The sequence below is a fragment of the Pirellulales bacterium genome, assembly GCA_019636345.1.
In the GTDB taxonomy this organism is placed as follows: domain Bacteria; phylum Planctomycetota; class Planctomycetia; order Pirellulales; family Lacipirellulaceae.
The window spans coordinates 247069-273252 of the sequence record JAHBXQ010000001.1 but is presented as its reverse complement, the minus strand read 5'-3'; the positions used below and the strand labels follow the sequence as shown (position 1 = coordinate 273252).

The following is a 26184-nucleotide window of genomic DNA, read 5'->3' as shown; positions in this document are numbered from 1 at the left end:
TTGCGCGCAGCGAGGACTCGCTCCGCGGAGTGCCGAACCTTGCGCGCCCGTTCGCCGCAACATGGCGCGATCAGCAGTTGGAGATCGTGCTCCAGCGGACCCTCGAAACGGCGCACACGCCCTTGTGGATCGACCGCCGCGTCGATCGGCAGCGACTCGTCTCGCTCGTCGTGCCGGATACGTCCGTTGCGGAAGCGCTGGAATTGATCGCTCGCGAAACCGGGTCCGAAGCGGCGGCGTGGAACGGCGTCGTGTGCTTTGGTCCGCCTGGCGCCGCGGACGAGATTGCCACGCTTGCGCTCCGGCTGCGCGACGATCTGCAACGGGCGCCTGCCGCGGTGCGCAAGCAGTGGCTGACGCCTCGCGCCGTCAGTTGGCCGCGACTTTCGGAATCGCGGGCGCTGGCGACCGAGTGGCTCGCGCCTGTGGGCCTGACGCCGGCGACGGCGGAATTGGCGCCGCACGACTTGCTCGCCGCGGGAAAGCTGCCCCCCCTGGCCGCAGCCGATCGCGCGGTCTTGCTGCTGGCCGGGTTCGAGTTGGCGCTCTCCGCGGATCGCGCGGGTCGGCCCGTGATCGGACCCGTGGAGCGTCCGGTCCGCGTCACGCGCGAGTACGCGGTGCAAGCCCGCAACCGCGCGGCATTCGACGAGTCGCTCGCCGAACTTGTCGCGACGGAGCTCGCGGCCGTCGTGCCGCGCGGCGGGGCAGGGCAGGGGAGCGTCGTTCGCGTCGCCGCGACGGCCGCCGGACACGCTCGGCTCAAGACCGCGCTGCGGGGCGCTCCCGGATCAGCCGCAGCCTCAACATCGCGCCCCGCTGCGGCCCCAGCCGAGCGACGCTATTCGCTCCGGCTGGAGAACCAGCCGCTGGGGAGCGTGCTCGATCAACTCGTCCGGCAGATGAACCTGCACATCAAGTGGACGGAACCAGAGCAGGCGACGGCGCTCCGCGCGGTGCGCGTCTCTTGCACGGTCGAACAAGCGACGCAGCAAGAGCTCATCGACGCCGTGCTGGCCGACGCCCGCCTGCAAGGCGAAATCCACGCCGGTCGATTGACGATCCGTCCCGCGGAACGAAGCGATCGTTGAGCACCAATCCCGAAAACGACAGCAGGCGCCCTGCGCTTGCGAGCGCGGGACGCCTGCTGATGTGCGGCAGGTTGGCTGCAGAGGCCGGCAGCGCGGCGCTTCAGCAGCCGTGCTTTTCGAGCTTCTCGCGGAGCGTGTCGGCGGTGAACGGCTTCACCAGGTAATCGGAGACTCCGGCCTGGATCGCCTCCAGCACTCGCGACTTCTCCGCTTCGGTGGTGACCATGATGATCGGCACCTTGGGATCCTGCTTGCGGATCTCTTGGATCACTTCCAGGCCGTTCTTGCCCGGCATGTTCCAGTCGGTCAGCACGAGGTCGAAATCGCCGGGATTGAACAGCTTGATCGCTTCTTCCCCGTCAGCGGCCTCAACGGCGGTGGGAACTCCCACGGCGCTGAGCGACCGCAGAATAATCTTCCGCATCGTGCTCGAATCGTCGGCAACCAACACGCGTGCGCTCATGGCGGCGGGCTCCTCACGTAGATCGCGGTTCAATCCTATTGGCGCCGGCGGCAAGTGCTCCGGCTGACATTCCTGGTCTGCCGAAAGCTAGGTCGGTCGTAGCGTATGTCAAACCCCGTCGTGAGAGGGGGGCCGTCTCGGCGGACTCCTCGGGGAGGGTTTCGCGCGTCCTGTCCGTCGTGCGGTCGAGCGGTGCAGCCTGTAGCGGTTGCGCATACATCGTGCCCGCCAGGGAATCGCCGCTCGCGGGAACCCGCCATGTCCGCCTCGGACGATCCGATCGGACTCGCCCCGGGAGGCGGGTGAGACTGGCGAGGCTGCGGGCTTCGGGAAAGTGCTGGCAGGGGCTTCGGTGGGCTGACCAACGGCGCAGGAGAGTGAATCCCCCGGATCGCTTCAAGGGGGCCCGCCGACGTGCCGAATTTGGACATAGCCGCCTGCGCGGCGCCCTTGTCCTTACGTCTTTTCCCCCGGCCCGACATGTCCGACCATCCTGCGCCGCCGCAGTCGCGGCGGTCTCTGCAGCCGACGCTAGCGGCGGGTCGGATCGCCCGTGCGCGACGCTGCGCCGGTTGGACCGCGGTCGCGGGACTCGTGGCCGTGGCGCTCGCGACGCCGGGGTGCAAGACCTCGGACTATCGCCGACGGGCTGACGCGGAAGCGAACTGCATCATCGATCACAAGGCCGCGGCCGTGTGCGTCGATCCCGAACCGCTGCGGATCGACGTCGACCCGCGCTCGCGGATGGCGGATCCCTACGATCCCGACCTTGAGCCTCAACCCCCCGACGATCCCGCGGCTCACAAGCTGATGGAGTACGTCGACTGCAAGAAGGGCTCGAAGCTGTGGAAGCGGCTCCCCAAGACGCCGTTCGTCGACAATCCCGACTGGCAGGCCCATTTGCCGCGCAATTCCCGAGGCGAGGTCGAACTCGATTTGGAAACGGCGGTGCGATTGGGACTGCTTGAATCGCCCCGCTACCAAAACGAATTGGAGGACTTGTACCTGTCGGCGCTCGACGTCAGTTTCGAGCGATTCCGGTTCGATACGCAGTTCTTCGGCGGGTCGCAGATCTTTTACACAGCCGACGGACGGGTTCGGAGCGGCACGGGCAATTCATCGAGCCAGTTCGAGGTGAGTCCCTTCTCGCCGGCGAATCGGCTGCGGCTGTCGAAACTCAACACGACCGGCGGCACGCTGGCGGCCGGCATGGCGAACTCGCTCGTGTGGCAGTTCGCCGGCCCCGACGACTACGCCAGCACGACGCTGTTGGACTTCTCGCTCGTGCAGCCGCTGTTGCGCGGCGCAGGGCGAACCCGCGTCATGGAGCGGCTCACGATCGCCGAGCGCGCGCTCCTGGGCAACGTCCGCAGCATGGAGCGCTTCCGGCAAGGGTTCTACATGAACGTCGCCGTCGGACGCGATCCGGGGCAGGGACCCTCGCGCCGCGGCGGATTCTTCGGCGGCAGCGGGTTGGAAGGCTTCGCCGGCGTCGGCGGCGGCGGCTTCGGCAACGTCGGCTTCTTCGGCGGCGGGTTCGGGGGAGGGCAGGCGGGCCAGGGCTTTACCGGCGGCGCCGGCGCGGCCGCGGCCGGCGGCTATCTCGGTCTGCTGCAATCGGCACAGCAGATTCGCAACCAACGGGCCAACGTCGCCGCTCTCAACGACAGCGTCGACCAACTGCAAGCCACCTACGAGGCGGGACGCATCGATCGGTTCCAGGTCGATCTTGCGCGGCAAGCCCTCTACAACGCCCAGAGCCAGTTGCTCACCGCTGAAAACCAGTACGAAGGGGCGCTCGACGAGTTCAAGGTCTCGACGCTAGGGCTCCCGCCGGAGATCCCGGTCAAGATCAGCGACGACATTCTCAACGAATTCAATCTGCTCGATCCCAAGCTGGAGACTGTTCAGGCGCACGTCACCGTGGTGCTGGGGCAGCTGCGCGAGTTGCGCGACGAACTGAATCGCCGCCGCGACGAGGCCGCCGCCGCAGGTCGGCAGGGCGACGAGCTCGCGATGTTGCCCGACAACTTCGAGTCGCGGCTTGAAACCTTGCTGGCCTCGGCGCTCGCCGCCGAGACGGCGATCAGCGAACGCTTGGCGGCGATCGACGCCGACTTCGCCAAGTTCGACGCCGCGGCCCCCGCACGCAAAGAGGAACTGGCGGCTCTCTCCGCCCGACCCGAGCTGCAGGCCGCCCGGCTCGACCCGGCGCTGTTCGATTTCTCCGCTCTGGAAACTCGGGCCGAGTCGCGACGCCGCGAGTTCGCCGAACTGCGCCGCCGGCTCGAAACGGAATGGCAGCGACTCGACGATCTCGGGGAGCGACCCAACTTGACTGCGGCCGAAGTGCTGTCGCCGCTGGTCGAGACGCTGACGAACGTCTCGGGGCAATTGCTCGAGGCGTCGCTGGTGCAAGCAGGCGCCCGGCTTGACGCGATCACGATCGACCCGGTCGACCTCAACTCGGAAGAGGCCTTGCAGATCGCCGCCGCGTTCCGACCCGACTGGATGAACGCCCGCATGCAACTGGTCGACACGTGGCGGTTGATCTACTTCAACGCCAACGACCTGCGGAGCGGATTGAACCTCGTGTTCAACGGCGACATCGGCAACGTGGGAGACAACCCGTTCAACCTGCGCAACACCAATGGCCGGCTGCGGGTCGGGGTGCAGTTCGACGCCCCGCTCACGCGGCTTGCCGAGCGGAACGTCTACCGGCAGTCGCTCATCGAGTACCAACAGGCGCGGCGCAACTACTACCAGTTTCGCGATCGCATCGCGCAAGGACTCCGCAACGAGTTGCGGCAAGCGCGACTCAACGAAATCAACTTCGAGCTTCGTCGGGCGGCCGTGCTGGTGGCGATCTCGCAGGTCGACCTGACGCAACTGCGGCTCTCGGAACCCCCCAAGCCGGGCGAAGAGCAGCTCTTGAGCAACACGACGGCCCGCGACCTCGTGCAGTCGCTCTCCGATCTGCTGAACGTGCAGAACGATTTCTTGAGCGTATGGGTCAATTACGAAGTGCAGCGGCTCAACCTGGAATTCGATCTGGGGGTCATGCAACTCGACCCGACGGGCGTGCGCGTGGAAAACAACATGCCGCTGCGCAACTATTTGTTGTGCCCCGAGGTGGCGATGGGGCTTAAGTGTCGGCCGAGCGACTACGTGGCGACGGTCGAGGGGCTGGAACTGCCCGAGGAGATTTCGGCGGGCGAGGCTCTGGGGATTCCCGACGGGGATGCGCCGGCCGGAGGCGACGACGCAGCGCCGCGGTTGCCCGAGGCGCCGACGTTCCCGGGAAGCGAGGCCGCGCCTGGCGAGCCGTTGCCGCCGCCGGCCGTCGAGCGGATCTCGCGCCGCGAATCGCAGCAACTGCAGGAAGACACAATTCGGGCCGCCGCGGCGCTGATCGATTGGCCCGTCGAGAAGACTCCGAGGGGCGAGACGCTGGTCTTGCCAGTGTCGGTCCGCCCCCTGCCGCCGGTCGACTCCCAGCCGGCGAAGTAGCAGGGCCGCCGCCGTCGCAGGCAGCAGGCTGGGCTCGCACCGGGAACTCCCCGCGGCACTGCAGCTCCTTTCGGGCGTCGACCGCGACGGCGCGAACATTGTCCCTTCGCGGCGAGTCGCCTATACTGCGAGGTTTACCCAAGCCGGGCCGCCGCAACTGTCTGCCGAAGCCCGCGTCCTGCCGTCGGCGCCCCCTTGCGGGGCGCCATTTCGGAGACCCCTGGCCGTGTTCGATTCGATCGCCATCGTGGGCGCCACTGGCGCCGTGGGCCGCATCATTCGTCAACTGCTCGAGGAGCGCGACTTCCCGTACAAGAAGATCACGTTCCTCGCCTCGAAACGGTCCGCCGGCACGACGATCACGTTCAAAGGGGAAGAGCATCAGGTCGTCGAGGCGACCCCCGAGGCGTTTCAAGGAATCGACTTGGCAATCGGCAGCACTCCCGACGAGACGGCCGCCGAGTTCGTCCCCTGGGCCAAGGCGGCCGGCTGCGTCGTCGTGGACGAGAGCGGACACTTCCGCATGGATCCGACCGTGCCGCTGGTGATCCCCGAGGTCAACCCCGACGACGTGCAAAAGCACCAAGGGGTGATCAGCAGCCCCAACTGCTCGACGACCCAGATGGTCGTGGCGATGAAACCGCTGCACGACGCGGGACGAATCCGCCGCGTGATCGTCAGCTCGTACCAGGCCACCAGCGGCGCCGGGGTCAAGGGACAAGAGGACCTCACGGCCGGCAGCCGGGCGGCGCTCGACGGGGCTTCGTACGACTATCAAGCCTTCAAGCACCCGATCGCGTTCAACCTCATCCCGCAGATCGGCTCGCCTAAGCACCAGGGGTACACAAGCGAAGAGATGAAGATGGTCTACGAGACCCACAAGATCTTCGGCGACGACACGATTCGCGTCTGCCCCACTTGCGTGCGCGTCCCCGTGGTCAATTGCCACAGCGAGAGCATTTTGGTCGAGACCGAAAAGAAGATCACGGCCGCCGAGGCGCGCGAGCTGTTCGCCGCGGCCGAGGGGATCAAGCTGATCGACGATCTAGCGGCCGGGGCCTACCCCATGCCCAGCCTGTGCGACGGCGACGACGCGGTGTTCGTCGGCCGGATTCGCGAGGATCTTTCCTGCGACAACGGCTTGGCGTTCTGGTGCGTGAGCGACAACCTACGCAAAGGCGCCGCGACCAACGCGGTCCAGATCGCCGAGTTGCTGGTGCGAACGGCCGCGGGGGTGTGAGCGAAGCGGGACGTTTGATGCAGGATTGTTGACGTGACTACGCTGGAATGCGAGCGGAAGCGACAGTCCTTCCCATCAACGATCGCACATCTCGCTTTCGTTTTTTGTCGATGTCCTCGTTCAAGCTGACCCTGGCCTACGACGGCGCCGAGTTCTGCGGCTGGCAGCGGCAACCAGGACGGCGGACGGTGCAGGGGGAGCTCGAGCGGGCGTGGCGCGAAACGACCGGCGAGGATGCGACCTTCGCCGCTGCGGGCCGCACCGACGCCGGAGTTCACGCTGCGGGGCAAGTTGCCAGCATCGACTCGCCGACGACGATTCCCGCCGAACGGCTGGCCGACGCTCTCAACTCGCGGCTCCCCGCCGATATGGCGGTGCTGACGGTCGAACACGCCCCCGAGGGTTTTCACGCCACGCACGACGCGCGGCAGAAGACCTATCGCTACACGCTGTACCAGGGGCGCACGAGGCCGCTGTTCGCCCGCGGGTTTGCGTGGCATATCCCGGGCGCGCTCGATCTGTCCGCTATGCGCGCCGCCGCGGCGCACCTGCTGGGCGAGCAGGACTTCGCGAGCTTCCAATCGGTCGGCAGCCCGCGCGAATCGACCGTACGGACGATTCTGAACGTGAGCGTGAGCGGGGCAGGGGAGCAGGGCGCCGACGCCGGGGACGCGACGCCCCCCGTCTGGAACGCCGCCCTGCACGAGGCCCCGGGGCTGGTCGCCGTCGACGTCACCGGCGACGGCTTTCTCTACCACATGGTCCGCACGATCGCCGGCACGCTGGTCGACGTGGGCCGCGGCCGTCGCGAGCCGCAGTGGGTGGCCGAAGCGATCGCCGCCCGCGACCGCCGCGCCGCCGGTCAAACCGCCCCGGCCCACGGTCTGATGTTGATGCGCGTCGAGTACTGACGAGCCCGACTCAGCGGGTCGCAAAGGCACGCGGAGGGAGCGGCGCACGCCGCCCGGACAAGGCGAGATCCGTGCAGTCGAGCGGCTCGTTCTCCGCTCTGACGCCTCAGCCGCGGTTTCCCGCGGAGGCGCGGGCGACTACACTTACTGGCACGATTTTTCCGATTGCCCCGCCATTGCTTTCGCCCCGTCTTCGCCCATGTCCGCCGGTCGCGAATTCGTCGGTCCTTACCGCATGTTCCATCTCATTCGCGCCGGGGCGCTGTTTGAGATTTGGGCGGTGCGACCCGTGGCCGAGCAGACCGCGTACGCAATGAAGTGGCTCCCCCCGGGAAGCCGCCACAACCGCGCCTCAGCCGCAGAGCTCAAGCACGAATTCGCCGTCGGCAAGACGCTCGATCATCCGTCGATCATCAAGACCTACGACTACGGCACGGGCAAGGACGGCACCTACCTGGTGATGGAACTGTTCAAGACGCCGAACCTGAAACAGCAAATACAGTTCGGCATCGAGCGGCTCCATTGGCGGCTCGATACGATCCTCGACGAAGCGGCCCAGGCGCTCGATCATTTGCACCAGAAGGGGTGGGTCCATCGCGACATCAAGCCGGACAACTTTCTGGTGAACGACGATAATCATGTGCGGCTGATTGACTTCAACTTAAGCCGCAAGATCAAGAAAGGGCTCGGCAAGCTGCTGGGCGGCAAGTCGCCGGTGCAGGGGACCTACAGCTACATGGCCCCCGAGCAAATCCGCGGCTTGGCCGTCGACGAGCGGTCCGACGTCTACAGCTTCGGCTGCATGGTCTACGAGCTCATGAGCGGCAAGGTGCCGTTCACCGGGACTAACATGGCCGACCTGCTGAACAAGCATCTCAAGAGCAAGCCGACGCCGCTGGGGATGCTGCAAAAGAACGTGCAACCCGAATTCGCCGAGTTGGTCCATCGGATGCTGGCCAAAGACCCGAAGGATCGGCCCGAGACCTTGCGCGAATTCCGCCAGGCGCTCAAAGCGGGCCGCTGTTTTCACATCAAACCCAAACGCCCGGTCGAACCCGACCAGCCGGCGCCGACGGATCCGGAGAAACGCTGAACGGCCCTCGAAACCGTCGCTCGTTCCTCACGCCCCCAGTCCCCAGCCCCAGCGCTTCGTTATGGCTTCCGCAAGTTTTCAACTGCCGTTCGAGCAGCCGATTTACGAGCTTGAAGAGCAGATTCGCGATCTGGAAGGGATCGAGCCGCGCACGCCGGAACTCCGCGAACAGATTCGCGCCCTCCGCAAGCAGCTCACCGAGACGATGCGCTCCATCTACAAGAACCTCGACGAATGGGAAACCGTGCGCGTCGCGCGGCACCCCGATCGGCCGATGTTCACTGACTACGTCGATCTGGTGTTCGACGAGTTCGTCGAACTGCACGGCGACAAGTTCTTCGGCGACGATCGGGCGCTCCGCACCGGGTTCGCCAAGCTCGACGAGTTCAAGGTGATGCTCGTCGGCCACCACAAAGGCAAGACGCTCAAAGAACGGAACGAGTGCTTCTTCGGCTGCGCCCATCCCGAGGGCTACCGCAAAGCGATGGAGAAGATGCACTTGGCCGCCAAGTACGGGCTGCCGATCGTCACGCTCATCGACACCCCCGGGGCCTACCCGGGGATCGGCGCCGAGGAGCGCGGCCAGGCCCAGGTCATCGCCCAGAGCATGCTCGAGATGTCGCGGCTGGCGACCCCGATCGTCTGCGTCGTCATCGGCGAAGGAGGCTCGGGAGGCGCCTTGGGGATCGGCGTCGGCGACCGCGTGGCCGTACTCGAGTACTCCTACTACTCGGTCATCAGCCCCGAAGGCTGCGCCGGCATCCTCTGGAAGAGCCATGACTTCGCCCCCCAGGCGGCCAAGGCGCTGAAGATCACGTCAAAGCACCTCAGCGAACTGGGGGTCGTCGACGACGTCGTCGAAGAACCCCTCGGCGGCGCCCACCGCGACCATCACCAGATGGCGACCCGGCTGAAGATGTATCTGGTGAAGACCCTGCGCGAACTGGCGCGGCTGTCGCCGGACGAGTTGCTCGCCCAGCGGTACGAGAAGTTCCGCAAGATGGGGCCGTACTTGGAAGCAGCGACGACGGCGTGAGGCCTAGTTTGCATTCACTGACGTGCGGCAGGGTTACCATGACCCATCGAATCCTCTTATGCTCACTGCTAATCGTCGGTATTTGCCCTTCGCCCGCCCCTGGCGAGCAACGTGGGGACGTCCGTCCCATCCAGATCCAGAATTGGGCGGCAAAGGTTCGAACCCTTGTTGCGAGAAAGGACGTTCTTCCTAAAGACACCGGTCCGCAACGAGACAAATACCGTCGAGTCCAAGAACAGACGGTCCGCGAGGCGATTTCCGGCGCTCGCGTTCGGTACAAAGTTCCAATGAGCCACCTGACCTGGAAGGACGGCGTCGCGACAGTCTATGCTGAGAATCCCTTGGCAAATCGACCTGGCCAACCGACCCCGCGGCTGAGTTTCATTCGCAGCAAGCCGCTCGAACTGCTCATGTCCGAAAAGTCGGCCTCTAAGATACGCAAAGGCGCGATCGTTTACGTCGACGCGCTCCTGATTGCTTGTCCGCCCACTTTATTTCCTGACAACGCAAGAACGAATGCGCAAGTCCTGTTCTCGCTTCAACATAGCCGGATCCCCGGACAGCCGATCGGCGTCGCCGCTTCGCGCGACTTGGAAGTCACCATCGACAAAGTCCTGTATCCATGCCGGTGGAATGCCCCAGAACAAGAGAAGGGCGAGGACAAGGACAAGGGCAAGACTGACGCTGATCCCGGGGCCGTGAGCCCCGCCGGCAACGTCCGATAATCGTTCTTATGTTCGTTTCCGGGCCGTTTTCCGCCCCGATTGGCCCCCCTGCCCGCAACGGCCGGCGTCATCGCAAAGATCGCAAAGTGAGCCGCACGGCGCTGGCCGCGGGTCGAAGCACGCTGGACGAAACTTCGCGCGCCGTGCGATCCGCGGCTGACGTCGTGCGGCTCATTACATCGGGGCGATGAACTTCGCTACCGCGATTGCGTCGACGCCGGCCAGGCCGGGGTGCTCGGCCACGTCGCTTGTTGGCTCGGCTGTTGGGCGGACGGCTGCGAGGTCGGCCAGGCGGCGCCTCCCCCCTGCTGGCTTGCGGCGGCCGATTGTTGCCGCCACAGGTCGTTGAGCTGCTGCAGGTCGCCGGACGGATTAGGACGGAAATTCGGGTCGAGCCGCTCCTCGACCTTCTTGATGTACGGATCGATCACCTTGTGGATTTCCGGCGGCGCCACGGCGTCGGCCTTGTCCAACAGCGCGACGATCGCCTGCCCGCTCTTGGAGCCGATGATCGACTCCCGCTGACCGTCCCCCAGCAGGCTGACGGCGAAGAACGTGATCGCGATGCACAACAGGACCCCCTTGGCGAACCCGACCAGGGCCCCCATCTGACGGTCGAACTCCTTGAGCTTCACGCGGTCGATCGTCCCGGCGACGATCCGAAACAACATCCAGACGATCAGCGACGTGCCGGCGTAGATCAGCAGCATCGCGAGGAATTTGTTCCAGGGGGCGTGATCGCTGACCATGGGCGCCACTTGGTCGGCGAACTTCAGCGCAACGACGTAGCTGACCACCAGCGAGGCCAACGACGCGACCTGCCAAGCGAGCCCTTTCCAGAATCCAAAGATGGTGGCGACGGCGAGCACCGCGACCATGATCATGTCGTAAGGCTGCATGGCGGAGGCGGGGGAAAGAGGCGAGAGGTCGGGGGCAGGAAATTCGCGGCGGGGAGTATATCCGTGGAGCAGGGTGCGGCGAAGGGCAATTGTGCTAGCACGCATGCTGCGCCGCAGCCGAGGCCGGCGCCAGCAACGCCAGCACCCGGCGAGATTTGTCTTGGCAAGGCAGGGGGCTTTTGCGACAGTCCGCCGTCGCGCCGCCTGCGGATCGAGCGGCTCTTCGGCGGACGTTCTTGGACTTGGATGGCGACGCCATGGCAGGTTTTCGCACTCACATCACGACCAGCACGGTGGTCGGAATCGGCTACGCGGGGTTGGGCGTCTATCGCGGCGTGCCGATCGAGAGCGCGGCGATCGCCGGCATCATGTGCAGCGTCGGCGGGATGCTGCCCGACATCGACAGCGACTCGGGCGTGCCGCTGCGCGAGGTGATGGGCTTCTTCGCCGCCGTGGCGCCCGTGTTTCTGGTCGGACGGTTTTCGCAGTTGGGGCTCAACCACGAGCAGCTCGTGCTCGCGGGACTGGCGATCTACTTGTTCGTTCGGTTCGGGGTCGCGCGGCTGTTGGCGCGGTACACGGTCCACCGCGGCATGTTTCACAGCATCCCGGGACTGTTGGTGTTCACCGGCGTGGCGTTCTTGATCACCGACTACGCCGATTTGCAGCTTCGCTACTTCAAAGCGGGGGGCGTGTTCTTCGGAGTGCTCAGCCACTTGATCACCGACGAGATCTACTCGGTCGAGTGGGCCGGCGGCCGATGGCGGTTCAAGAAGTCGTTCGGCACGGCGCTGAAATTGTGGGGCCCGTCGTTTCGCGGCAACATGTCGGTGTACGCCAAACTGGGTATCGTCGCGGTCCTGGTTCTGAGCGAGCCGGCGATGATGGATCGCTACGGCCAGCTCTCGCCGATCGTGCTCGACAAGGACGCGTTGCGCGACCGCCTGCGGACCGGGCTGAACGACGGACTAGGGCAGCGAACTCCCGCGCCGATGGTGGCCGGCGTGCAACCGACGACGCCGGAGATCACGCAACAAGGGTTCGACGTCGGCCCGGTGACGGGTCCCGACCATCCGGAAGTCGTCCCGCAACCGCCGCGGCGCGACCGCACGATTTACGACACGGCCCGCCGGATTTGGCGCCGGATTCATGAGTGAGAGGATCGGCGACGGGGCGCGAACGGGCCTCGCCGGTCGCCTGTCACTCTCCGTCCCCTCGCGCCTCCACCATCAACGTCACAGGGCCGTCGTTCACGAGGGCGACCTCCATGTGGGCGCGGAACGTCCCGGTCGCGACGGCGACGCCGCGGCGGCGAGCGAGCTCGCAGAACCGCTCGTACAGTCGCTCGGCCATCTCCGGCGGCGCCGCGGCGATGAAGCTGGGACGCCGGCCCTTGCGGCAGTCCCCCAGCAGAGTGAACTGGCTGACGACCAACAGCGCCCCGCCGACGTCGAAGACCGAGCGGTTCATCTTGCCGGCGTCGTCCTCAAAGATTCGCAGGTCGACCACCTTGTCGACAAGCCTCCGCAGCTCGTCCTCGCCGTCCTCGACGGCGACCCCCAACAGCACGAGCAACCCGCGACCGATCTCGCCGACGACGCAGCCGTCGACGGTCACGCTGGCTCGGGAAACGCGTTGCAGGAGGGCTTTCATGGGGCGCTATGGGGCGTTGACCGCCGGCGGTCGACCGAAGGAAGCGGACGTGCACTGACTCGTCGGAGACGGGCCACGGCGCCCCCGCGCCGCTCGCCGCTTGTTGCCTGGGGTCGCGGCAGACATACTACACGGCCCTTTCCTCGCCCTTCCAGCCCGATCCTTGCGCACGTGCCGTGACGTCGCCGCTTGTTCCGCTGACTTGGTACTGCGTCCTGATCCTGCTGGCGTCGCTGGCCGGGGGGATGATCCCCGTGTGGTTTCGGCTTACGCACCGGGGGATGCAGATCGCGGTCAGCTTCGTCGCGGCGGCGATGTTCGGCGTCGGCATGCTGCACATGCTGCCCCACGCCTTGATCGAGGCCCGGGCCGCGGCCGCAGGGGCCAATCCCGGCGCCGACGCGGGAACCGTCGAGAACGTCGAGTTCGGCGTCATGCTGTGGGTCCTGGCCGGCTGGCTCACCATGTTCTTCATCGAGCGTTTCCTCTGCTACCACCACCACGACTTGGAGACGGAGCCCGACGGCTCGCTGCACGAGCACGAGTGCACCGACCGCGGCCACCATCACCACGACGTCACCTGGGCCGGGGCCGCGCTCGGGCTCACGCTCCACAGCGTCATCGGCGGGGTGGCGCTCGCGGCAAGCGTATTCCACCGGCACGGCACGCTCCCCCTGGCCGGGCTGGGGACGTTCCTGGTGATCGCGCTCCACAAGCCGTTCGATTCGATGACGATCGCCATGCTGATGACGCGCGGCAAGCGGTCGCTCGCCTGGCGGCAGGGGATCAACGCCTTGTTCTCGTTGTCGATCCCCGTGGGGGCCGCGATCTTCTACGCCCTCTCGGCGGCCGGGGTCTCGCAGGACGAGGCGACGGGGAGCACGCTCTTGGCGTCGGCGCTCGCCTTCTCGGCCGGTACGTTCCTGTGCATTTCGCTCAGCGACCTGCTGCCGGAACTGCAGTTTCACCACCATGACCGCGTAGCCCTGTCGGCGGCGCTGGTGGCGGGACTCGTCGTGTCAGTGGCGGTGGCGAAGCTCGAGGGATTGGTCCACCGTCATCCCGCGTCGCCCGCCGCTTCGGCGCCGACAGAGACGGAGTCAGCTTCCGCAGACATCGCGTTCGTGCTTCGCTGATCGACGGGCTCGCGGTCCTCGACCCAATCGAGAATCCGCCAGTCGAGCCACCGCGAGTCGGGATCGCCGCTGCCGCGGGTGGCGCCGATGAAACCCAGGTGCCCTCCCCCCGGGACGACGATCACCTCGACCGAGTCGCCGCGGGGATACGCCAACAGCGGCGCCGTGGGGACGATCGGGTCGTCGACGGACGCGATGATCGTCGCCGGCTGTTCGATCTCGCTTAGCCGCGGGCCGACCTGCGTGTGAGCGTAGTAATCCTCGGCGCTGGCGAACCCGGCGGCGGGAGCGACAACCGTCTCGTCGATGATGCGCAGCCGCTTGGGACGCTGCGGGATCGGGTTCGGGGCAAGGTCCGGGTGGCGCTGCCAACGATCAAGGATTTGCTTCCAAATTAATTTAACGAAGAACTTGTCGTACGGTCGCCCGCCAGGCTTCTGAAAACGCCGCTCGACGTCGAACAGATCAATCGGCGGGCAGACCGCCAACGCCCGCTCGAGGTTGCCGGCCCGACAAGGTCCCGCGTCGGCAAGCAGCCCCAGCACGAGGGCCCCGCCCAGAGAAAACCCGACCGCCCGCACCGGGGCGTCGGGGTACCGCTCGGCGAGAAAGTTGACCGCCGCGCCGACGTCGGCGTACGCGCCGCAGTGGGTCGGCTTGCGAGCCACGTGTCGCCCTTCTCCGCAGCCGCGCATGTCCATCCGCACGACGCAGTAGCCGCGTTCGACGAGCCGCTCGGCGGTGCGGACCATGTAAGTGCTCAGGGCGCTTCCGGCAAACCCATGGATCAAGAGCACCACGGGCTCATGCTCGCGCCAGCATGCCGGGCGATCTTCGTGGAGGACGAGTTGGTCCCCCCCCTGCTCCGGCGACACGGCGTCGCATGGCACAAAGTGGCGCCGCGCCGCGTAGGGTTGATCGCGCCGCGGCAGGTAGATCCCGGCCACGGTCTGCAGATGCCCGTTCCGCAACAGCGGGTGGGGCCGAAAGGTCCATCGATCGGTTCGGGCGGGCATGGGCGGGAAAACGGGGAGGTTCGAGGCGGGGCATGCTGGCGGGAACTGGGCGACTTCGGCGCTTGGCGACGAAGTTAGCAGAAATTCCCGCGGGAGTCAGCCTCGCGCTCCCCGGCGATTTCGGGCCGGCGATTTCGGGCGTCTCGCGAGAGTTTCGCCAATCAGAACAGTTTGCCCAATTGCAGCGACCCTGACGGCGGCACGATTCGATCGAGCCGCCCCGGGGCTGATCCCGATTTTTGTTGAGGAGCCCGTCGCGGTCATTGCCGTTGAAGTCGCTTCGATTCCCCCCTAGCCACGGACGGCACGCTCATGACTCGCCCCGCTGCGGCTCGATCGATTGCCTTGGTCGTCGCCTGCGAACCCTCCGACGTCGCCGCCGACAAACTCCACGCGGCAATCCGCTCGGTCGTCGCCTCCGGGTTGCCCCTGACGCTGGCGGCCGACGAAGCGGCGATCCTCCTGTATCGCGGGCTGGGCGAGTCGGTGCGACGCACCGTGTCGCTCGTCCCCGTGATGCCGGGAGCAAAGGAATCGGCGTCGCTCGAGTCGCGGCTCGCCGCCTGCCGCGCCGCCGCCGGGGACGTCCATGCCGTCTATCTCCCCACCGGAGGGACGTTGCACGGAGCGATCGCCGATCTCAAACGGCTGGGAATCCACGCCGTGATCGATGCCGAGGGCTCCGGCCGGCGAGTCGTCCCGATCCATGTCCGCCGCGTGAACGTCGACCTAGCCCTGCCGTCGTCGAGCGTGTGGCGCCAACTGCTCGGAGGGGGTCTCGCCGCGGGTCCAACCGCCGGCCACGCCGAGTGGACCGTCGTGATCAGCGCTATGCGGCTCGCCGCTGCGGGCTTTGTGGGACAACGGCAGGTGCGACAAGCGATCGCCGCCCTGCAACGAGCCCGCCAGGCTGGCGCCGTGCAGCTTGGCGCAATGCACACCGGGGCCGCAACCGCCCGCCGCTCCGCCCCGCAGCAATCGATCCTCCGCGCCGCCTAAACAACGCAAACAACCTATTCATCCCACCCGACGGCGAAAGACGGCATGCCAGCAGCAGGCGGCCGCCGCCATAGGTTTCGGGCGACCAGCCTGACGGAGTGAGGCGCGAGGCGCAGGTGCGAGGTTACTTGACCTCGCGGAAGGCCTCGAAGCTGGCATAGCCGAGCATCGCGGCGCCGATGATGGCGCCGACGTCCATCAGCGTACTGGCGCCCTGAAACGGGATGCTGATCAGCAAATCCAGCGTGAATACCAGCGCCACGAGGCCCGCGACGACCAATCCTGCGATCGTGAGGGCCTTGGACATGGGCGACCTGGCGGCGTAGCGAACGGCTGGCATAGGGAACGGGGGGCGAAGCCCCGGGGGTCCCAGGGGGGCCGAAACCCTCAGTATAGTTGCTCATCATCGGCTGTCATGCGGGCGGACTGGGCTAATTAGGCGGATTTCCGGGGAAACGCCGGCGAAAACCTACCGCCGCGGGACGGCCGCTCCGGCAAGAGCGGTCGCTGCGAGCCCTTTTCCCGCCCTCATTGGCGAGCCGGCTCGGCCGTCGGGGCCTCGTCGACCGACAGCCCTTTGGCGATCCGAATTTCACGCACCCGGTTCACCATTCGCGCGATAACCGCTTGATTGTCGACGATATTCAGCCAAGCCCGATAGTAGGTCCAGCCTACGAGACCAATCCCAGCCAATGCGCCGGCCAAGTGAATCGAGGCCATCGACTGGGTCCCTGCTCGCCCCGTCCCCGGGTCCGACGCGGCGCCCAGGGCCACGACCCCGACGACCGAGAGCATGCCGACGACCGCCAGCGGAAACGTCCGGCGTTTGAGACGGGTACTCTCGACGAGATCGTCCACGGGAAGCGCGTAGGTCTCGGTCACCTCCTTGCACCACCGGCTCGTGCCGACGAAGTAGGTCACCACGATGCTCTCGACGAACACCACCGCGAGCGCCGCCGCAGCGCCAGCCAGCAGGTGGGTCCCCTTGTGATTGACCATCTCTTGCGTCGGCTTGTCGTAGAGGTCGCCGATCGACAACCCCAACAGCATCGCCCCCGCGTAGAGCATGAGCGACAACGAGGCGAGCGTGGGGAAGATGCGAGACATGATATCGCGTCCAGCGAGACGACGGGCCGGCGGGAGAGTATGCTGACCGACCGGCGGAAAGCGGTTCATTGTAACGGGAACCGGAGCCGTCCGCAGGGCGTTGCTCGCCGCGTGACGTCCTCGAGAATTCGCCCAGAACAGGACTCCCCCGGGGCGTTTCCGCACGTCCGCCCCCCCTCCCCTGCCCCGCATGCGAGACGGCGATCCGATGACGACCGACCCGGCTGAGAAACCGATTCTGGCCCTGACGCTCGGCGATCCCGCGGGGGTGGGCCCCGAGGTCGTCGTACGCGCCTGGGGGGACCCGCGGGTCCACGCCTGTTGCCGGCCCGTGGCGGTCGGACGCCCCGAGCATCTCGCCCAGGCAGCCGATCTTCTGGGCGTTACGGCCCATGTTCGCACGGTCGACTCGGTGACGGCGATCCGCATGCTCGGCGAAGAAACGGGGGACCGGCTCCACATCGCCTGCCTGCCGGTCGGCGACGACGAGTCGCTGGCCGCCCCTCGGGCCCAAGTCGATTCTCGCACCGGTCACGCCGCGTACGAGGCGGTTTGCCGGGCGACCCGCGGCGCGCTGGCCGGCGAGTTCGCAGGGATCGTCACCGGCCCCTTGAGCAAGGCGGCGCTCCATGCTGCGGGGCACGACTATCCGGGGCACACCGAGCTGCTGGCCGAGCTGTGCGGCGTGGACGACTTCGCAATGATGCTCTACCTGCCGCCGGAGGAGTTGCCCGGTTCGCGGTGCGGGCTGGGAGTGGTCCACACGACGCTCCACTGCGCACTGCGCGACGCGATCGATCGGCTGTCGACGGCCGAAATCCTGGCGAAGTGCCGACTCGCTCACCGGGCGATGAGCGACGGGTTCGGGCTCACAGAACCGCGGATCGGGGTTTGCGCCCTCAACCCCCACGCCGGCGAAGAAGGGTTGTTCGGCGAGGAAGAACGAACCCTCATCGCTCCGGCCGTCGAGGCGGCGCGATTCGCCGGGATCGACGCCACGGGACCGTTGCCTGCCGACACGCTGATGGTCCGGGCCCGGGCCGGCGAATTCGACGCGGTCGTGGCGATGTACCACGACCAGGGGCATATCGCGCTCAAACTCCTGGGGATGCACCGGGCGGTCAACGTGACCCTGGGGCTCCCCATCGTCCGCACGAGCGTCGCCCACGGCACGGCGTTCGACCGCGCCTGGCAGGGAACCGCGGAGTCGTCCGGCATGGTCGCCGCGATCACGACCGCAGCCAGGCTGGCGCAGCGCCGCAGGACGGCTGGCCAGGAGGCCTAGCCCGGTCGCGGCCGCGCGCGACCGGCGCTCAATGAGCGACCGCGTGTTCAACCGGCGCGCCGGCGTCGGCAAGGCGGCCGAGGAGGTCCCCCGCAGCCTCGACGGTTTCGACGCACAGAACTCCGCCGCCGACCAGCAGGGACTCGCGTCGCACCGCTGCGAGCAGTTCGCCGGACGATTCCAACGGAACCACGATTTCGATCCGCACGCTCGCGCCGTCCTCGCCGGCGCCCTGAGCAAGGCCCTCGAGGCGGCGACAATCGGCGCTGGCGAACCCAACCGCTCCCGCGCGGCGAACATGCTCGGCGATCCGCCCCTCGGCCGACGCCGCGACGTACAACGTGATCCGGCGCATGGTCGGCAGGCCCTGCTTCCGTGCGGCCAGCGCATGCCGCGACATCTGGCGGTGGGCGTCGAGCCCGGTGATCGTCAGGCGGAGCCCTTCCTGCTCGAACTCGGTCTGCACCTGTTCGAGCTTCTCCATGACGCTGTGGTCGACGAGGCGGGCGTCAGCCAGATCGATGACGAGATTGCGCCGCTGGACAAGACCGACGTCTTCGATCTGCCGCCGAAAGGGAATCCAATTGCTGAACACCGCCGAGCCGCGGGCGACGATCCGGCTCGTCTGCTCGTCGACCTCCTCGATTTCGAGATACGGCTTGAACAACGCCCGCAGCGGGACGCCGTTGACGCGGTGAATGAGCATTTTCAGGACGATCCCCGCGGCCACGCCGATCAACAGGTCGGTCGCCAGGACCATGAGCAACGTCGTGACGAAGATCGCGAGCTGCTCCTTGCCGATGCGGTAGATGTTGAGAAACTCGTGCGGGTGGGCCAGGCGAAAGCCGGTGTAAACAAGCATCCCCGCGAGGGCCGCCAACGGAATCCTGTGGAGCAGCGTCGGGATCAACGCGACGCACAAGAGCAGGAACAAGCCGTGCCACATGTTGGCGAAGCGAGTCCGGGCGCCATTGTCGACGTTGGCTTTGCTGCGGACGATCTCCGAGATCATCGGCAAGCCCCCGACGCAGGAGGCCGCCAGGTTAGCCGCTCCCACGGCCAGCATGTCGCGATTGAGATTCGTGCGGCGTTTCCACGGATCGAGCACGTCGACCGCCTTGGCGCTCAACAGCGATTCGAGGCTGCCGATGGCGAAAAACATGAAGATCCACTTCCACGCCTTCGGCTGGGCGAGCGCCCCCATGTCGGGCAGGGTCAGTTCGCGAAACATCCCCAGCGGCTTGTCGGGCATCGCCACGAGGTATTGCTCGCCCAGCTTGTATTTGTGGTTCTGCAGGGTGTAGGAGTGGGGGTGAAGCAGATCGAACGCCGACCCCATGGCCACCGCCGCCGCAAGCACGATCACCGGCGCCGGGACGAGGCCGAGGATGCGGAAGCGCCGCTTGATCGCCGGCCAAGCGAACATGATCGCGATGCTCACGAGCCCGATCGCGGCGATCGCCGGGTTCGCCTCGTGGACGTACTGCGGCATCTCGCGGAGCATCTCCAGCGGCTCTCCCTTGGCCGACACTCCAAGCGCAACCGGCAGTTGCTTGATCATGATGATCACGCCAATTGCGGCGAGCATGCCGTGGACCGCGGCGGTCGGGAAGAACTCGCCGAGGATCCCGGCGCGAAACAACCCGAAGCAGATTTGCAGCACGGCTGCGGCGACGCCGACGGCGAGTGCGGCGCGATATGCGGCGCCATCGGCGGCGGAGAAGCCTCCGACCATGCCGTCGCCGCCGAAGTCGGCCACGCACCCGGCGACGATCACGATCAACCCGGCGGCGGGGCCCTTGATCGTCAGTTCCGAGTTGCTGATGAACGTCGTGACGATCGCCCCGATGATCGCCGTGAACACCCCCGCCAGCGGCGGATACCCCGACGCCAGCGAGATGCCCAGACACAACGGCAGCGCGATCAGGAAAACCAGGAATCCCGAGAGCAGGTCATGCTGGAAATGCTTCGAGAACCCCGCGGCATTGCCGACGGGAACGTCCCCCAGGGGGACCGCGGAGAGCTTTGCAGAGGCGTTCATGTATTTGCTTTCCCAGCGTGGTCAGCGTTGCGACTCGCCGGCGGCGGATTTGGCCGCCGGACGACTCGCGGCGTCTGTGACATTCTGTTTGAGATGTTCGTTTCGCTGGTCGAGCAACGCTGCGGCCGCATGCCGGCGCGAGGAAACGCCCGGCTGCGGGTAGAGCCCGCCTCCCAGAATCAGCAGCGACAGCGCCAACACGGCCACGCGCTCCGCCGGGCGGATTCGCAGGTCGATCGTGCCGGCGTGCTCGCACCCGGTGAAGATGCGGAAGTACGCGTGCATCACCGCCAGTCCGTTGAGGGCCGAGGCGAACAACACGATCACCCCCACCAACGGCGCGGCATCGATGGCTCCCTCGATCAACAACTCGGCGGCGACGAACCCAAGCGTGCCGGGGAACCCGATGCTCGCCAGCCCGGTGAGCAGAAAGAACCCCGCCAAGGTCGGCGTCGCACGGAACATGCCATGGTAGCGGGCCAGATCGATCCGCCCGCAACGGCTCTCGATCGACCGGAGCGCCAAACCGAACCCCGTGAGAGCCAGACTGACCGACAACCACACGCACAGCGCCCCGACGAGCCCCAACGGAGTGACCAGTTCCAACCCCACGAGCACCAGCGAAGAGTTGCTCAGCAGCAGAAAACTGAAGAACCGCCGGGCGTCGCGTTGCACGAGGGCCATCCCGGCAGCGTAGACGGCGGTCGCCAGCGAGGCCAAGGCGATCAGGTGCAGCACCCAGGCCGGTGCGGTCGGCAACACCAACCGCAGCGCCGCGTAGGCGCCGGTCATCGGAGTGACGAACAAGATCGCGGCGCCCAGGCTCGCCCGTTCGAACAGGTCGGCGTGCCAACAGTGCAACGGCGCGGCGCCGCTGCGAACCAGGGCTGCGACGCCGAGCATCGCCAGCCCGCAAATCGCCGCATCGCTCCCCGGCGCCGCCCCCGCGACGATCGCCTGTCCGCCGACCAGCAAGATCGCGAACAAGGCCATGTGCAGTACGAAGACTCGCGGCGACTCGCCCCGGCGCACGAGTTCGACGGCGGGAAACACGGGGGCCGCCGCCAGCAGTGCGACGAGCAGCCACGGTTCCTTGCACGCCAACGTGGCGAGCGTGATCGACTCGGTGGCCAGGGCCATGGTGAACGAAAACCGCGACGCCTTGGTCCGCAGCGTCGCGAGGAACGTCACCAGGAACTGCAGCGCGACAAGCGGCAACAACGGGGCGCTCAATTCGTCGACCACCAACAGGTCGCGATGAAACAGCCGCTCGGCAAGATCCCACCGATCGTGAGCCTCGAAGGCGTCGAGGACGGCCAAATCGATCCACGCCCCGACCGTGCAAGCCAGCGCAATCGCCGACGCGACGAGGCTGCACCGCCGGGCCCGGTCGGGATCGCTGCGCAGCGGGATCAGGGCGGCCCCGACGAGCGGCGCCAGCACCGCGGCTTCAATCCAGGAGAAATGGAGCTCGTTCATGCGGCGTCGGACTCCAGGTCCTCGGCATCGCACGGATCGGCCTCGCAACGGGGCGGGCCGCCGGCGAGCCAGTTCGTCCACTGCCGCTCGCGACGGTGGCACCATCGAAAGAGCTCCAAGAACGGCGTCACGACGAACCGATCGAGCATCGCGTCGAGGCGGCCTCGCTCGAGCGCCCACCGATAAAGCCGGCGCCGGGCCCCCAGGGGCAACCGCACGCGGGACGGCGCGGCCAACTCGCCCAGGCGCCTGCCGATGGCGTTTTCCAGCGTCGAGTGGTCCTGCAGCAAGCTTGGCGTGCGGAGCAGTTGCAGCGTGCGAAAGCAGGCGTGGCCGATCATGTGCACGAGCGGCACGTAACGCAACCCGCAACCGATCTCAGCGGTGATGAGCCCCACTTGGGTGAGCGAGGCGAAGGCGAGCGCCGTCTTCACGTCGGGCTGCACTCGCGAGACGACCGCCCCGTAGACCGCCGTGGCCAGTCCCAGGCCGATCACCAGCACGCGGAGCGCAAGCGAGAGTTCCAACACGGGGCTGAACCGCAACAACAGGAACGTCCCCAGGTGGACCGACAACGCGCCGTAAAAGACGGCGCTCGACGGGGTCGGCCCTTCCATCGCGCGGGGCAGCCAACCGGAAAAGGGAACCAGCGCGCTCTTCCCCGCCGCGGCGGCCAACAACAAGACGCCGATTCCCAGCGCCGCTTGGGAACTCAACAGCGCCTGGCCGTGCGGCCACGGCTCCGATCCGGTCATCGCAGCGAAGTCGCCGGCGCCGGTCGCATGGTGAAGCGCCACCGCCGCCACGAGGAAGGCGGCGTCGGCGACGCGATAGACGGCCCAGACCCGTTGGCCGTTTTCGACCGGGGCGGGTCGTTCGTGAAAGAACGCCACCAACAGCGCCGACGACAAGCCGACCAACTCCCACCCCAGAAACAGCGTCTCGACCGTTCCGGCCATCACCGCGACGACCATCCCCGCGAGGAACACGCTGTAGAGCAGAAAGAACCGAGCGAAGCCCCGCTCGCGGTGAAGGTACCGCGTTGCAAACGCGCCGATCACGCCCACGAGCACGTAGCTGAGGATCACCAGCGGAACGGAGAGCCGGTCGAAGACGAACTTGAGGTGAAAATGAAACGGCTCGCCGAAATGCGATTTGGAGACCTCGACCCAGTGGCCGAACTCGATCTCGACATGGCGGGCGCCGGACAGCAACATCAACCCTAGCACCCCGATGGCCGCCAGCAGGCCGACCGACACCGACGCCTGGGCGAGGCGGGCGGTCCGCTTCTCGCCGAGCGGGCGCCCCGCGAGCATCGCGGCGCCGACGACTCCCAACTGCACGGCCGGGGCGAGCATGACGACGCGCCCCAATTGCTGCATCCACCAGGAATCGCTCATGCCGCCCCCCCCTCCCCTGCCCCGTCGCCGGGAACGCCGGTCGGCGCGACGCGAGCAAAGCCGAGGTGGTCGCGTTGCCCGCGATACCAGGCCGCCGACGAGTCGACGACCGGCAACGTCGCGGCAGAAACTGCGTGGGGCTCGAATCGCCCGCGGCGGTGCAGATGCATCGCCCTCGACTGCGGATCGAACGCGGCCAACTGCACCCACTCCCGCCCGACGAGGGCCGCGAGTTCCGCATTGGAGGCGATGATGCGCTCGAGCGTCTCGGGAGTCGTCTCAACGACGAACAGGATCCGAACCGGCTCGTGGATCTCGACCATCTGCCACGGCAACCCGGTGCGGAGATCGCTGCCCGCGCCGTCCATCACCCCGAGCATCGACGTGATGTTGTGCGGCAGCTTGGTTCCGCAGCCGTAACCGTTGTTGTCGATCCGCGAGAAGTAGTATTCCAGATTGATCCCCCCGCAGACCGGGATCACAGCGGCAAGCACCCGCGCCAGGATCGATCCGTCCTCGTCGTCGATCCGGGGGTCGTACGAGGCCAAGAACGCGCGGCGATCGAGGAACAGTCCGCGGCTCCACGCACGACGCCCGACGAGGCAGTAGGCGTTGGTCGCGTGGCCGCATTCGATGCGCACCTGCGAGAGATCGGCGGCCCGGCCCTCGACGTGTCGCAGCGCCGCCGCCGGCGAGAGCGACAACGACGCCGATTCGAATCGCCGGCACCGTTCGTGAGCGTTGCGGGTGCGGGCCTCCTCGATTGCATCGCGGGCCGTCTGGAACGCCGCGCGACGAGTCGCGGGCAGTTCGTCGAGGTCGTAGTACTCGATCCCGTCGTCCCCCGTGTTGTGGTACGCTCCGAGAAACCATGTCGATTCGGGGACCTTCAACCCGCGAGCGGCAAGCGCGGCCCGGAGCCGCGGGTCGTTGGCCATCTGAGCGAAAGCGCGGGCGTTGGGGCCCCCTCGTCCGCCGCCGCACGCGCCGCAGTCATAAGCGGCGGCGTGGGGATTGTTGAGGCTGCTTGAGCCGTGCCCCGCGACGATCACCAGCGGGGCGAAACGCTCGACGAGCCCGATTGCTCGCAAAGTCCCTTCCACAATCGCAGCCATCTCGTCGACGTGATAGCCGAGTTGATCGACGCCGCTTCCCGGCAAGGGATGGGTCCGCTCGATCGTCAATTGGGTCCGCCCCGGGACGACGATCCGTCCGAACAACTTCTGGAACTGGCCGGCCGTTCGCGGCGCCACGACGCGCAACACAAGCGGCAGCGTCGCCGCAGCGCCCATCAGGCTCGCCACGGCGCCCCCCAGCAGCGTCCGAGCCCCAAGGTTCGCCGCATGGATCACGCGGCCAATGGTGCGCCGGGCTCGCGCTTGCCGGCGGCTCGCCTCCTCAGCCGACAGCGCGGGTTTCTCCTGCAGGTAATGCCGCGGCTTGACGTTGACCGGGCAGAGCGGACGAAAGTGCGCCTCGCTGACGCCCCGATAGTACATCGCCACGCCGAAGAACCCGGCGTAGCCGAACGTCTCGCACTCCGGAGCGACCTCCTCGAGGTGACGGCGAAACGACTCCTCGCGATCGTCGATGCAGGCGACCAGTTGGAACGCCGGCAGAGCCGCAGGGCTCGTCGGGCGCGCGATCGCGCGAGCGTTCTCGCAAATCGCCCCGAGGACCTCCTCGCGCAGGCGGCGTTCGTACGCTTGGTGATAGATGCGTCGTCGTTCTCGGCTGGAGAACGCCTCGACCTCGCGCAGCAATCGGCGCCACTCGGCCGGCCGCAGACGCAGCAGATCAACCGGCGTCCACCCCCGGACCTGTGCAATCTGAAACACCCGAAACGCCTGCAGCAGCGGACTGCGGCCAGCGAGCTTGGGCTCCGCCGGAGGCGAATCGGCTGCATCGGCGCGAGCCAGAAATTTCTCGGCGAACTTCGTCAACAGCAGGCGAATGGCCGCGTACTCGAGCAGAGTTCCCGGCGGCGCGGGACGGACGGTCCACTCGGCGTTGGTTTCCATCTGCCACAGCATGCCCGCCCACCCGGGAAGCGCCAGCAGCGCGTCCCGCAGCGTCGTTTCGCGCTGCGTGTCGTCGACCGCGACTGCCGCGAGGGCCCGTTCGAGGCACTGCTCGGGCCCCAGTCCGAGTCGCCGGATCTCGGCGAGTTCCTCCGCGAGGCCGACCATCCACGGGGCGTCCGCCGGACCGTCGCCGCGAAGGTCCAAGTACGATGCGAACAGGCCCCGCTCGCGCTCGGGCAGGTCCCACACCGCAAACCCTTGATCGAGAAACGCCCCGCAGAGGCGAATCAACTCCGCATCGACCAACCGCTGCGCTCGACGATCCTTCGCAGGGATCGGCTTGGGGCGCTTTGCACTGCCTGAGTTCATGGCGACGCCGTCGCGGCAGATCTGCCATAGCAGGTGCAGCGTGAACGCATCCCACGTCCTGGCGGACCACGACTCGACGTCCTGCGGGCCGAACTGTTTGATCAACCGCGCCGTCTGCTCACGCAACCGACCTTCAGTCGCGGCGTCGGCGGCGTAGTCGCGAACCAGCCACCGGCGGGTCTGTTGGACCGAGTTTGCACAGGCCGCGGCGCTCGCTTCGGGGCGAAATCGGTACAGGGCCTCGGTCTCGTCGATGAACCAGTGGATTTCCGCGTCGGGTCCTTCACGGAGCGGACTTCCGAGCATGCTCAACCACAACTCATGTCGAGTCCCCAACGACCCGATGAGCTCGTCCCCCACCTCGTCGAGTTCGTCGATCAACTCGTGCGACAGATCCTGCGGTCGAATCCGACCGCGATTGAGCTCCGTGCGGTAGTCCTCCTCGGGGAGGTAAGGATGGCGGTCGAACAAGTCGGCCGCCTGGACAACCGCCTCGGCGAACGTCAGGTGCTCGAAGGCGTGCAGCGTGTTGTGATGCACGAACACCGTGATCGGCCCCTGCGACGGCAGCAGATGCGCAAGCCGGGCGACGGTTTCTCCGACCGAGGGGATCGACTCAGTCGCCGCCGCATTCGCGGGGCGTTCGAGCGAGAGGTGCGTCACGGGGCGGGGTCGCAGGCGGGCGAGGGGGCGGGGCGGGCTTCGCG

21 protein-coding genes are annotated in these 26184 nt (G+C 67.0%); 11 read left to right on the top strand and 10 right to left on the bottom strand.

Going from position 1 to position 26184, the window contains the following annotated elements:
• Positions 1-29 precede the first annotated feature (29 nt).
• Positions 30-1091, top strand: coding sequence for a hypothetical protein (locus tag KF688_01005; protein ID MBX3424231.1), 1062 nt, complete (start codon positions 30-32; stop codon positions 1089-1091).
• Positions 1092-1191: 100 nt separating this feature from the next.
• Here the strand turns inward: KF688_01005 and KF688_01000 are convergent, their stop codons facing one another.
• On the bottom strand, positions 1192-1554 hold the full coding sequence (locus tag KF688_01000; protein ID MBX3424230.1) for a response regulator: 363 nt from the start codon (positions 1552-1554) through the stop codon (positions 1192-1194).
• 480 nt (positions 1555-2034) lie between these two features.
• On the opposite strand from KF688_01000, the gene KF688_00995 reads away from it, so the two are divergent.
• The 6 genes from KF688_00995 to KF688_00970 all read left to right on the top strand — a co-directional run bounded on the left by KF688_00995 (position 2035) and on the right by KF688_00970 (position 10069).
• The gene (locus KF688_00995) at positions 2035-5064 is read left to right on the top strand and encodes a TolC family protein (protein ID MBX3424229.1); all 3030 of its coding nucleotides are present in this window, start codon (positions 2035-2037) and stop codon (positions 5062-5064) included.
• Positions 5065-5290: 226 nt separating this feature from the next.
• Entirely contained in the window at positions 5291-6304 is a 1014-nt protein-coding gene (locus tag KF688_00990) for an aspartate-semialdehyde dehydrogenase (protein ID MBX3424228.1), read from the top strand.
• A gap of 110 nt (positions 6305-6414) precedes the next feature.
• Positions 6415-7215 carry a tRNA pseudouridine(38-40) synthase TruA gene (gene truA, locus KF688_00985; GenBank protein MBX3424227.1) on the top strand — a complete coding sequence of 267 codons (801 nt, stop codon included), beginning with the start codon at positions 6415-6417 and terminating at the stop codon, positions 7213-7215.
• A gap of 199 nt (positions 7216-7414) precedes the next feature.
• Positions 7415-8308, top strand: coding sequence for a serine/threonine protein kinase (locus KF688_00980; protein MBX3424226.1), 894 nt, complete (start codon positions 7415-7417; stop codon positions 8306-8308).
• A 61-nt stretch (positions 8309-8369) separates the two neighbouring features.
• Complete coding sequence (locus KF688_00975; GenBank protein MBX3424225.1) at positions 8370-9344, top strand: acetyl-CoA carboxylase carboxyltransferase subunit alpha; 975 nt, start codon at positions 8370-8372, stop codon at positions 9342-9344.
• A gap of 287 nt (positions 9345-9631) precedes the next feature.
• A complete protein-coding gene (locus KF688_00970) occupies positions 9632-10069 on the top strand; it encodes a hypothetical protein (protein MBX3424224.1) in 438 nt (145 codons plus the stop codon).
• Positions 10070-10266: 197 nt separating this feature from the next.
• Here KF688_00970 and KF688_00965 read toward each other — a convergent pair whose 3' ends face one another.
• A complete protein-coding gene (locus KF688_00965; GenBank protein MBX3424223.1) occupies positions 10267-10968 on the bottom strand; it encodes a CvpA family protein in 702 nt (233 codons plus the stop codon).
• A 257-nt stretch (positions 10969-11225) separates the two neighbouring features.
• Here KF688_00965 and KF688_00960 point away from each other — a divergent pair, with 257 nt between their 5' ends.
• Positions 11226-12125: a metal-dependent hydrolase gene (locus tag KF688_00960; GenBank protein ID MBX3424222.1), complete on the top strand. Its 900-nt coding sequence runs from the start codon at positions 11226-11228 to the stop codon at positions 12123-12125.
• A gap of 43 nt (positions 12126-12168) precedes the next feature.
• On the opposite strand, the gene dtd is transcribed toward KF688_00960, so the two are convergent.
• Positions 12169-12621, bottom strand: coding sequence for a D-tyrosyl-tRNA(Tyr) deacylase (gene dtd / locus KF688_00955; protein ID MBX3424221.1), 453 nt, complete (start codon positions 12619-12621; stop codon positions 12169-12171).
• A gap of 176 nt (positions 12622-12797) precedes the next feature.
• Between dtd and KF688_00950 the strand changes: the two genes are divergently transcribed.
• A complete protein-coding gene (locus tag KF688_00950; protein MBX3424220.1) occupies positions 12798-13757 on the top strand; it encodes a ZIP family metal transporter in 960 nt (319 codons plus the stop codon).
• Here the strand turns inward: KF688_00950 and KF688_00945 are convergent.
• The gene (locus KF688_00945; protein MBX3424219.1) at positions 13679-14773 is read right to left on the bottom strand and encodes an alpha/beta fold hydrolase; all 1095 of its coding nucleotides are present in this window, start codon (positions 14771-14773) and stop codon (positions 13679-13681) included. The genes KF688_00950 and KF688_00945 overlap by 79 nt on opposite strands.
• A 312-nt stretch (positions 14774-15085) precedes the next feature.
• Here KF688_00945 and KF688_00940 point away from each other — a divergent pair, with 312 nt between their 5' ends.
• A complete protein-coding gene (locus KF688_00940; GenBank protein MBX3424218.1) occupies positions 15086-15772 on the top strand; it encodes a hypothetical protein in 687 nt (228 codons plus the stop codon).
• A gap of 124 nt (positions 15773-15896) precedes the next feature.
• On the opposite strand, the gene KF688_00935 is transcribed toward KF688_00940, so the two are convergent.
• Both KF688_00935 and KF688_00930 read right to left on the bottom strand, forming a co-directional pair.
• Positions 15897-16079 carry a hypothetical protein gene (locus KF688_00935; GenBank protein ID MBX3424217.1) on the bottom strand — a complete coding sequence of 61 codons (183 nt, stop codon included), beginning with the start codon at positions 16077-16079 and terminating at the stop codon, positions 15897-15899.
• A 221-nt stretch (positions 16080-16300) separates the two neighbouring features.
• Positions 16301-16879, bottom strand: coding sequence for a hypothetical protein (locus tag KF688_00930; protein MBX3424216.1), 579 nt, complete (start codon positions 16877-16879; stop codon positions 16301-16303).
• Between the two features lie 190 nt (positions 16880-17069).
• Between KF688_00930 and pdxA the strand changes: the two genes are divergently transcribed.
• A complete protein-coding gene (gene pdxA, locus KF688_00925) occupies positions 17070-18164 on the top strand; it encodes a 4-hydroxythreonine-4-phosphate dehydrogenase PdxA (GenBank protein ID MBX3424215.1) in 1095 nt (364 codons plus the stop codon).
• A 28-nt stretch (positions 18165-18192) separates the two neighbouring features.
• Here pdxA and KF688_00920 read toward each other — a convergent pair whose 3' ends face one another.
• Genes KF688_00920 through KF688_00905 form a run of 4 tightly spaced genes read right to left on the bottom strand, consistent with a single transcriptional unit; the run spans position 18193 to position 26140 of the window.
• Positions 18193-20205, bottom strand: a complete 2013-nt coding sequence (locus KF688_00920) for a SulP family inorganic anion transporter (protein ID MBX3424214.1) — start codon at positions 20203-20205, stop codon at positions 18193-18195.
• Between the two features lie 21 nt (positions 20206-20226).
• Complete coding sequence (locus KF688_00915) at positions 20227-21684, bottom strand: oxidoreductase (protein ID MBX3424213.1); 1458 nt, start codon at positions 21682-21684, stop codon at positions 20227-20229.
• Entirely contained in the window at positions 21681-23084 is a 1404-nt protein-coding gene (locus tag KF688_00910) for an oxidoreductase (GenBank protein ID MBX3424212.1), read from the bottom strand. Before KF688_00910 ends, KF688_00915 begins: the two co-directional genes overlap by 4 nt.
• Positions 23081-26140, bottom strand: a complete 3060-nt coding sequence (locus KF688_00905) for a DUF2309 domain-containing protein (GenBank protein ID MBX3424211.1) — start codon at positions 26138-26140, stop codon at positions 23081-23083. Before KF688_00905 ends, KF688_00910 begins: the two co-directional genes overlap by 4 nt.
• Positions 26141-26184 lie beyond the last annotated feature (44 nt).